Genomic DNA, 9045 nt, shown 5'->3' with positions numbered 1-9045 from the left:
TCATGGCTCACCAGTTTTTACAATCAAGAGTCGAGTAGCACGATAGAAATATCGATGCGCTTTTCTGTTTTATCTTGCGGGTGTGGCGGAATGGCAGACGCACCAGATTTAGGTTCTGGCGGGAGACCGTGGGGGTTCAAGTCCCTTCACCCGCACCTTATAAGAAAAAGGATTTGCAGCCAGAGCAAACCTTTGTTCATGTACATGCGGACGTAGCTCAATTGGTAGAGCGTCGCCTTGCCAAGGCGAAGGTCGCGGGTTCGAGACCCGTCGTCCGCTCCATAGATGTTCTCGGGTCTCTCACCCGTTCCGGGTTTACCCTTGAAGAGCATCAAAGAAGAGTGTCACGGGCACTTCAGATCTGGCTTGTCGGGTAGCAAATCGACGAAGTGGTGCCAGTAGAAGCGAGACCCGTCGTCCGCTCCATCATTATTCAACCGTTTCAGGTTGACTCTTACAATTAAGTGCCCTTAGCTCAGCTGGATAGAGCGTTTGACTACGAATCAAAAGGTCGGGAGTTCGAATCTCTCAGGGCACGCCATTATTTCATATGAAACCGTAGAGTAGGAACAATTCCTACTCTTTTTTGCATAACCTCGGCTGCATTCTTACAAATTTTAAGTAAGTTTTCCTTGTATCTCCCAATTCCATCTATTACTTTAGAATTACACTGTATTTTCAACATCAACAATACAGGTGATACAAGGGAAAACAGGTGACAACGAGAGTTTGTTACATGCGCGATGGAAGAATAAGATGGAACAGGAGATGTATCAACGTGAACCCAATTAAATTGGACCAAATGCATCCTGCAATTGCTAAACTGATCGATAATATAGAAAAAGTTTTGATTGGAAAACGTTCGGTAATCGAGATGATGGTCGCAGCGATTTTGGCGAATGGGCATGTTCTTTTGGAGGACGTGCCGGGTGTCGGAAAGACGATGCTCGTACGCGCTCTGGCCAAATCGATCGGGGGCGAGTTCAAGCGTATCCAATTCACGCCCGATTTGCTGCCGACCGACGTGACTGGGGTAGCGATCTTCAACCAGCAAACGATGGAGTTTGAATTTCGGCAAGGACCGTTGTTTGCAAACGTGATTTTGGCGGATGAAATCAACCGGACATCGCCAAAGACACAGTCCGCTCTTTTGGAAGCGATGGAAGAGCGCTCAGTCACCGTAGACGGCACAACGTATCGGTTGGCCAACCCGTTTTTTGTGATGGCGACGCAAAACCCGCTGGAATACGAAGGAACGTTTCCACTGCCGGAAGCACAGTTGGACCGTTTTCTGATGCAATTACGCTTGGGATATCCGACTGTAGATGAAGAAATGCGGATGTTGTCGAGATTCTCAGATGTGAATCCGCTCACAGAGCTTGAGCCTGTCTTGTCGGCAGCAGACTTGACGCAGCTCCAGAAAGAAGTTGCTGCGATCAAGGTGTCGGAAGGGGTAAAAGAATACATTGTGCGGCTTTGCCACCGTACACGTGAACACCACCATATTTACCTTGGTGTAAGTCCACGCGGGTCACTTGCCTTGTATAAAGCGGTGCAGGCACTTGCATTTGTACGCGGCAGAGATTACGTTATCCCGGATGATGTCAAAGAACTGGTGCCGTTAGTATTCGCCCATCGGATGATCGTGAAGCCGGAAGCACGTCTGGAAGGAGCAACCGTTGATCGGGTACTGACCGTGATCTTGACCGAAACCCGAGTGCCGGTGAGCTGAGGCGGTGACTGCGAATGAGACAGCAAAGATGGGGTAAGCTCAAAGCGGTCCTGCTTGTGGTGATCACCTATGTTTTCGCCAAATTTCAGGGCGGTTTTTCCAGCTGGTTTCTTTTTTACAGCAGTCTGGTGTTTCTGGTATATGAGGCTCTGGCGTATTTTCTCATGTTCTCTACGCTGGAGGTAGAACGCCACATCGATCGCAATCGTTTGCAGGACGGCGAGGACGTCGTTGTGACGGTTCGTCTGCGCCGGAGAATCCGGTTTCCGTTCGGGTGGCATATGGTTGTGGAGCCGTTGCCGGAGCGTCTCGCAGGCGTGTATGAGCCGCACAGACAGCTGATTTTTCCTTGGTTTAAAAAAGAGATGGAGTTTCGCTACGTCATTCCCAGTCTGCCACGCGGTTTTTACACGCTGGATCAGTGTGTTGTCAGCGGAGGAGATTTTTTCGGATTTTGCGAAAGGCGGAAAGTGTTTTCATTCCCCCAGGAGTTTCTCGTCTATCCACGCTATAAGGAATTGACGCATTGGGCTTTGGGCGATGGCAGCTTCAGCGGGAATGTCCACGTGTCACACAAGCGCTCCGACGACGTCGCTGCGGTAAGGGGCGTACGCGATTATCAGCGCGGTGACCGGCTGAGCCAGATTCATTGGCGTGCATCTGCCAGAGGGACTGGCTTAAAAACAAAGGAATTTGAGCATCAGGCGATGAATCAGGCTGTCTTTTTCCTTGATGTAGAAAAGGAAAGCTACGAGGGCCAGCCAGCCCAGCTTTTCGAAACGGCGGTAAAGCTAAGTGCAAGCCTGATCGCGTATGCCAACCGGAACCAGTATCACTACGGGCTGGTGTACAGGCAAAAGGAACGCATCTCGATTGCTCCGGCGCTGTCCCATGCCCACTTCCTGCGTGTGTTTGATCAGCTGGCGCGAATCATGCCGCAAGGAAGCGAGTCGTTCGCACGGGTTGTAGGGCGAGAAGCGCTGGAACAGCAACAAGGTGTAACGCTGATTATCGTCACACCGCGAGTAGACAAAGACCTGGTCAATCGACTGATTGCGTTGTCGCAAAAAGGAAGAAGAGTGCAATTGTTCTACGTACATGCCGAAGCCACCATTTCCCAGGAGCGCAGACGAATGCTGCAACTGCTCGGCGGAAGCAAAGTATCGTGTACGTCTATCCACGTCGATGAACAAGAGTGGAAGCGGATAGGAGGTGCTTAGACTCATGAGCGTGTGGAAACGTCCAACGGTATGGCAATGGGTCTCGGCCCTTTTTCTGTTCCTGATGCTAAGAGAGTGGCTATTGCCTTTGCAGGAGCTGACAGATACAGGCATCCTTTGGCCTTTTTATGCGATCGTGGCCGGAGTGCTGATTATTGACGTAGCCATACCGTATCGCTGGATTACAATACCGATTAAAATGCTGGGCCTGCTGTGGCTTTTGCATGCTTCTTTGTTCGACACACCGCTGTTTGCGACGGATTGGCTGGCGGAGTTGTACGGGCAGATAGTTCATGACCTCCCGTTGGCTTTTCAGCAGGATTGGGCAGCGATGTCCATCCTGTCGCGAAATGCCTTGTTTGACCTGATGCTGATCGTTTTGATTACGATGCTGACGTACTTGGTACTGGAGCAGCGGCAAGGCTTATGGTTTGTCTTTTTGACAGAGCTGTATTTGGCTGTCCTTGATACGTTCTTGCCGTATGATGCGAGCGAGGGGATTGTGCGGACGCTCATTTTCGGCTTCTTGCTCCTGGCTGTCAGTCATTTGATGAAGATGACCAACATGGCTACCGTGGCAGAAAAAAGGAGCCGGCTTCTCTTCGGTTCTCTGATGGCTTCTCTCCTGATCATTCTCGTGAGCGTAGGCATCGGCTATGCCGCTCCGAAGAAAGCAGCGAGCTGGCCTGATCCGATTGCTTTTCTGATGGGCAACGGGAACGAGACGCCGACAGCGGTCATGAAAAAAGTTGGTTACGACAACAACGACGAACGGTTGGGCGGACCTTTTCTGCAAGACAATACGCTGGTGTTCATTGCGACAACGAACGAGCGCAGCTATTGGCGCGGCGACTCCAAAGACCTGTATACAGGTGTAGGCTGGGAGAAAGGGGAACGCGATTACACAGCGATTCTCGACCCGCAAAACTACGAGTGGAAAAATGAATTGTTCCACGGGTTCGAAATGAAAAAGGTAGAAGCAACGCTGGAATTTAAAGGACCGCAGCAGTTTGCCACTGTCTTTTATCCGGGGCAATTGAACAAGGTGAGCAATTACGCTCCGCCGAATGCTACTGTCGTGTATGATCAGTTGAACCAACAGCTAGAGGTGCGGGCAGGCAAAATCAACCTGATCCAGCCCAGATCGCAAAATGGCAAAACGGAATACGCTCCTAACACATTGCTGCTCAAGCTCAACCAGTACAAGGTGAATGCAGAGGTTCCGGTTGTCAGCGAAAAGGCAGTGACCGAAGCGGGAACCGACTATCCGGAAGAGATCAAAGAGCGGTACTTGCAGCTTCCGGCAACTTTGCCGCCGCGTGTAAAAGAGCTGGCGAAGTCGATTACGCAAAATGCCAAGACCCCGTACGAAAAAGTCCGGGCGATCGAGAATTACTTGCGATCGAGTGGAAAATATAAGTATGAAACGAAAGATGTGCCTGTAGCTGCGGAGGGGCAAGATTTTGTCGACCATTTTCTCTTTGACAGCATGAGAGGGTACTGCGATCATTTCTCCACCTCCATGGCGGTTATGTTGCGCTCTCTGGACATCCCGACGCGCTGGGTAAAAGGCTTCGCTCCGGGGGAGAGAGTAGGCAGCGACGATCAAAACCGCGACATCATGGAAATTCGCAACAAAGATGCCCACTCGTGGGTAGAGGTGTACTTCCCGGGTCATGGGTGGATTCCTTTTGAAGCGACCAGCACCTTTATCTCGCCAGTGCGATTCAACTACGATTTGCAAACCTCCCAACCGCAATTGCCGATCCCTGTGCCGGATCTGGGCAACCAGACTTCGCCAGACAGAGGAGACGGGCGCTTCAATGAGCTGGAAGAGGGAGATGCCGTCCCTGGGAAAAGCTTTTCGATTCCGTGGCAAGTCAATGCGGGGCTGGTGGTTGTGGCAGCCGTTGCGGGCTTCATGGCTTGGAGGAGGAGAAAAGACATTCAACTATGGTGGCTCCGAAGACAGATTGATCAACATAAAGGAAACAAGTACCAGGATCGTTTCAACTGGTTGCTTCGCGTGATGGAAAGTGTCTACTCACGTCGGCAATCGGGTGAGACTCTCCGGGAGTATGTAGGCAGAATCACGATTCCAGCCGACAAGCGGCAAGACTTGCGTTACTTGACGGAAATGTACGAGCGAACCGTTTACGGCTACAAGGAATTGGAACAAAAGGCACGTTCCGTGGCAGAGCAGCTGATCGAGAGATTGATCCGTCAACTGAAGCCTTGAACAAAGCCGTCCCATCTGCTAGAATGACGATCAATGAGTCTCGTATAATGATCAGGAATACGGCCTGAAAGTTTCTACCGCTGAACCGTAAATTCGGCGACTACGAGGAGAGCACTTCGGATTTCTGTACATGCAACCACACATGTGTACACAAGCTGGGACGCTGCCTCCGTATGAAAGATCGGAGTCACCGTCCCGGTTTTTTTGCAAATATGCGACAATTCGGCTTGTAGACGAGTGAGCATGATGCAGAACCGGGGGAAGCGGAAACTGTTTGACCATGCATCAAGCGAGGAGGTCGGCAAAATTGCAGCCGACACTCACGTCCTGTGCGTAACAGGAGAAGGGGGATATGATGGACAAGTCATTGGAAATGGTCGTCGTACTCGATTTCGGAGGCCAGTACAATCAATTGATCGCGCGACGCGTTCGCGATCTCGGTGTCTACAGTGAGCTGATGCCGTTCAATACGCCTGTAGAAAAAATCAAGGCAATGCAACCAAAAGGGATTATTTTCTCTGGTGGACCTGCGAGCGTGTACGAAGAGGGAGCGCCTAAAGTAGATCCGGCAATTTTTGATCTGGGCTTGCCAATCCTGGGTATTTGCTACGGCATGCAGCTGATGAGCCACATGCTGGAAGGAAAAGTAGAGCGAGCTGGCAAACGCGAGTACGGAAAAGCGGAGCTGCGTTTGCAAAATGCCCACAGCCTGTACGAAAAATGGGATGCGAATGAAATCGTCTGGATGAGCCACACCGATAAAGTAGTAGAGCTTCCGACTGGTTTTAGCGTAGATGCTGTGAGCGACAGCTGCCCGGTAGCGGCGATCAGCAACCCTGAGCGCAAGCTGTACGGCGTGCAATTCCACCCAGAAGTTCGTCACACCGTAAAAGGAAGCGAGTTCATCGGCAACTTCCTGTTTAACGTGTGCGGTTGCGAGCCTACCTGGAGCATGACGACTTTCATCGAGGACGAGCTGGTTCGCATTCGTGAAACCGTAGGCAACAAGCAAGTTCTGTGTGCCTTGAGCGGCGGCGTTGACTCTTCCGTCGTAGCAGCGTTGATCCACAGAGCGATTGGCGATCAATTGACTTGCATGTTCGTAGACCACGGCCTTCTGCGCAAAGGGGAAGCCGAAAGCGTCATGGAGACATTCGGTGAGAAATTCTCCATGAAAGTGATCAAGATTGACGCTCGCGAGCGTTTCCTGAGCAAGCTGAAAGGCGTTTCCGACCCTGAGCAAAAGCGCAAAATCATCGGCAACGAGTTCATTTACGTATTCGATGAAGAAGCAGGCAAACTGACAGACATGGACTTCCTGGCGCAAGGTACACTGTACACGGACATCGTGGAAAGCGGAACGGCGACAGCGCAAACGATCAAGTCCCACCACAACGTGGGCGGCTTGCCGGAAGACATGAAGTTCGAACTGATCGAGCCTTTGAAAACATTGTTCAAGGACGAGGTTCGCAAATTGGGTACAGAGCTTGGCTTGCCGGATGAAATCGTTTGGCGTCAACCGTTCCCAGGTCCGGGACTCGGCATTCGCGTTTTGGGCGAAGTGACAGAGGAAAAACTGGAGATCGTTCGTGAATCCGACGCGATTCTTCGCGAAGAGATTGCCAAAGCAGGTTTGGATCGGGACATTTGGCAATACTTCACAGCTCTGCCGAACATGACGACAGTGGGCGTAATGGGCGATGTACGCACCTATTCCTACACAGTAGGCATTCGTGCCGTTACTTCCATCGACGGCATGACAGCTGACTGGGCACGCATTCCGTGGGATGTTCTGGAGAAAATCTCCACGCGGATCGTCAATGAAGTCGACAACGTAAACCGCATCGTGTACGATGTCACTTCCAAACCACCAGCAACGATTGAGTGGGAATAAAATAAATCCGGATGTTCACCTTATTTCAAAAATGAACGTTCGTATTTTCGTTGACATTCGATATGTCACCTGATACACTTCTCAATGTGAACAGGTAATATAGGAAGGTTCGTATATTCTTGAGAATATGGCTCAAGAGTTTCTACGGGGTCGCCATTAACGACCTGGCTACGAACAAAATGTCGACGGGATGCGAGTTTGTTATTATTTTTGAAATTGTTCCCGGAGTGTTTTGTGAAGAGGCCAGGCGCATACTAATAGCGTCCGGGCCTTTTTTCATTGCCACTACCATAAGCATGGGGGGACTTACGGTGCGGAAGTACTTTGAGTTTGACAAACTGGGCACCAATTACCGCCGCGAAACAATCGCGGGCATCACTACTTTTTTGGCCATGGCGTACATTCTGGCTGTCAATCCGTTCATTCTCAGCGGTGCAGACTTGCCGCCGGATCTGAAAGCAAACTACCCTGAGTTCGGCGCTGTATTCACGGCGACAGCTCTGGCAGCAGCGATCGGAACGCTGCTCATGGGGATTCTTGGACGTTTGCCGATCGGGCAAGCACCAGGGATGGGACTGAATGCGTTCTTTACTTACACCGTCGTGTTGACGATGCACATTCCTTGGCAGCAAGCATTGGCTGGGGTATTTGTCTCTTGTACGATCTTTTTGATTCTGTCCTTGACTGGCGTTCGGGAAGCGATCATCAAAGCGATTCCAAAAGGGTTGAAATATGCGGTTTCTGCGGGGATTGGGCTGTTTATCGCATTTATCGGTTTGAAAAACGCAGGCATTGTGGTTGCAAATGACGCGACGTTTGTCGCTTTGGGTCATCTGACCTTTTACCATGAAGGAATGAAGCCAGAAGACGTATTGGCTGCGAAAAATGCCTTGCTGGCAATCTTCGGTCTGATTGTTACGGTCGTTCTGCTTTCGCGAAAAGTGAACTCCGGTATTTTCATCGGGATGGTGGTCACAGCTGTAGTCGGGATGATCTTCGGTCTGGTCAGCCTGCCAGAGCAGGTTGTATCTGCACCGCCGAGCCTGGCGCCGACATTCGGTGCGGCGTTCCAATACCTCGGTGATCCATCTGCTTTGTTTACAGTGAACATGCTGATCGTTGTTCTTACGTTCTTGTTCGTTGACTTCTTCGATGCAACAGGTACTTTGCTCGGCGTAGCCAGCCAAGCTGGATTGTTGAAAGAAGACGGAAACTTGCCGCGTCCTGGCAAAGCGCTCGCTTCTGATGCGATTGCCGGTATGGCGGGTGCGGTACTCGGTACTTCGACGACTACTGCTTATGTCGAGTCCACGGCAGGGGTAGCAGCAGGCGGCCGTTCCGGTTTTACTGCTATCGTTACAGGCGTGCTGTTCTTGCTGGCTCTGTTCTTCTCGCCGCTGCTCGCGATTGTGACCCCGGCTGTTACCGCCCCGGCGCTGATTATCGTCGGTGTGCTGATGGCTTCGCATATCGCCCATGTGGCTTGGAACGATCTGGACGAAGCGTTCCCGGCGTTCCTGACGATCTTGTTGATGCCGCTCACTTACAGTATCGCAACAGGGATTGCGACTGGCTTCATCGTTTATCCAGTGATGAAGTTGCTGAAAGGCAAAGGGCGTGAAGTGCATCCGGCGATGTATGTTCTGTTCTTCGTGTTCCTGGCCTACTTCATCTGGTTGCGTGAATAGGATATTTTGGAAAATGGCTTCTCGTCTACTGGACGGGGAGCTTTTTTTGCGCTATGATAGGAAAAATCTTTTGATGTGGAGGGACCTCTGTCATGTTTAGCCAAATATCGTTCCTTCAACAGCATCACCACGGCTAGAGCGTTTGTATCTTCGGAAATGTTTCCGCAGGTGCAAGCGCTTCTTGTGCTTTGTGCCTGCGGTGGTGATTTTTTTGTAGCCATGCGGGCATGAAGTTGCCTCGCATGGCTATTTTGGTGCGCCACGCATGGCGA

Annotated in this window: 5 protein-coding genes, 3 tRNA genes and 2 riboswitches; all 8 genes read left to right on the top strand. The window is 51.1% G+C overall.

Going from position 1 to position 9045, the window contains the following annotated elements:
- Positions 1-76: 76 nt before the first annotated feature.
- Positions 77-155 (top strand) — tRNA-Leu (locus DEP07_RS19350).
- 51 nt (positions 156-206) lie between these two features.
- A tRNA-Gly gene (locus DEP07_RS19345) sits at positions 207-282 on the top strand.
- Positions 283-464: 182 nt separating this feature from the next.
- A tRNA-Arg gene (locus DEP07_RS19340) sits at positions 465-541 on the top strand.
- A 237-nt stretch (positions 542-778) separates the two neighbouring features.
- Entirely contained in the window at positions 779-1732 is a 954-nt protein-coding gene (locus tag DEP07_RS19335; RefSeq protein WP_122965618.1) for an AAA family ATPase, read from the top strand.
- Between the two features lie 14 nt (positions 1733-1746).
- On the top strand, positions 1747-2952 hold the full coding sequence (locus tag DEP07_RS19330) for a DUF58 domain-containing protein (protein ID WP_287102910.1): 1206 nt from the start codon (positions 1747-1749) through the stop codon (positions 2950-2952).
- Between the two features lie 4 nt (positions 2953-2956).
- Positions 2957-5191 (top strand): transglutaminase TgpA family protein, encoded by a 2235-nt coding sequence (locus tag DEP07_RS19325; protein WP_173597808.1) that lies wholly within the window; start codon positions 2957-2959, stop codon positions 5189-5191.
- 20 nt (positions 5192-5211) lie between these two features.
- Positions 5212-5314, top strand: a riboswitch (purine riboswitch).
- Between the two features lie 232 nt (positions 5315-5546).
- Positions 5547-7085 carry a glutamine-hydrolyzing GMP synthase gene (guaA, locus tag DEP07_RS19320; protein ID WP_122965627.1) on the top strand — a complete coding sequence of 513 codons (1539 nt, stop codon included), beginning with the start codon at positions 5547-5549 and terminating at the stop codon, positions 7083-7085.
- 89 nt (positions 7086-7174) lie between these two features.
- Positions 7175-7276, top strand: a riboswitch (purine riboswitch).
- Between the two features lie 120 nt (positions 7277-7396).
- Complete coding sequence (locus DEP07_RS19315; RefSeq protein WP_063229610.1) at positions 7397-8773, top strand: NCS2 family permease; 1377 nt, start codon at positions 7397-7399, stop codon at positions 8771-8773.
- Positions 8774-9045: the final 272 nt, after the last annotated feature.

This window comes from Brevibacillus sp., assembly GCF_003521185.1.
GTDB classification, from domain to species: domain Bacteria; phylum Bacillota; class Bacilli; order Brevibacillales; family Brevibacillaceae; genus Brevibacillus; species Brevibacillus parabrevis.
The sequence above is the reverse complement of the archived record's forward strand: the minus strand, read 5'-3'. Positions and strand labels throughout refer to the sequence as shown.

Coding starts and splice junctions, on each gene's coding strand:
- DEP07_RS19330 (WP_287102910.1), top strand. CDS start 1,747: ATGAGACAGCAAAGATGGGGTAAGCTCAAAGCGGTCCTGCTTGTGGTG.
- guaA (WP_122965627.1), top strand. CDS start 5,547: ATGGACAAGTCATTGGAAATGGTCGTCGTACTCGATTTCGGAGGCCAG.
- DEP07_RS19325 (WP_173597808.1), top strand. CDS start 2,957: ATGAGCGTGTGGAAACGTCCAACGGTATGGCAATGGGTCTCGGCCCTT.